Here is a 581-nt window from a genome sequence, read left to right on the forward strand (position 1 = left end):
GGAAACTCTGAAAAAGACTTCCTAATTTGGCAAAATCTCCGGACACCAGTCGCCGAGCTTTTCGATGATGAAACAGATGACCTTCGCCGACGCCGAGTATGCCGGCAAGCGCAAGCAGACCCGTAAGGAATTGTTCCTGATCGAGATGGATCAGGTGGTGCCCTGGAAAGGTTTGATTGCCCTGATTGAGCCCTATTATCCAAAAGGAGAAGGTGGCCGGCCCGCCTACCCACTGATGGCGATGCTGCGTGTTCATCTGATGCAGAACTGGTTCGGCTACAGCGATCCGGCGATGGAAGAAGCGCTGTATGAGACGACCATCCTGCGTCAGTTTTCAGGCCTGAGCCTGGAGCGCATTCCAGACGAAACCACCATTCTCAACTTCCGTCGTCTGCTGGAAAAGCACGAGTTGGCGACCGGGATTCTCGGCGTAATTAATGGTTATCTGGGCGACCGTGGCTTGTCGTTGCGTCAAGGCACCATCGTCGATGCCACGCTGATTCACGCGCCCAGTTCGACCAAGAACAAGGATGGCAAACGCGATCCTGAGATGCATCAAACCAAGAAAGGTAACCAGTACT

The 581-nt window shown here is 53.7% G+C and carries 1 pseudogene; it reads left to right on the plus strand.

The window, feature by feature from the left end:
- Positions 1–67 precede the first annotated feature (67 nt).
- A pseudogene (locus ALO43_RS06525) lies at positions 68–581 on the plus strand (IS5-like element ISPsy2 family transposase); the annotation flags it as partial.

Origin of the sequence: Pseudomonas tremae (assembly GCF_001401155.1) — a bacterium.
Lineage (GTDB): Bacteria > Pseudomonadota > Gammaproteobacteria > Pseudomonadales > Pseudomonadaceae > Aquipseudomonas > Aquipseudomonas tremae.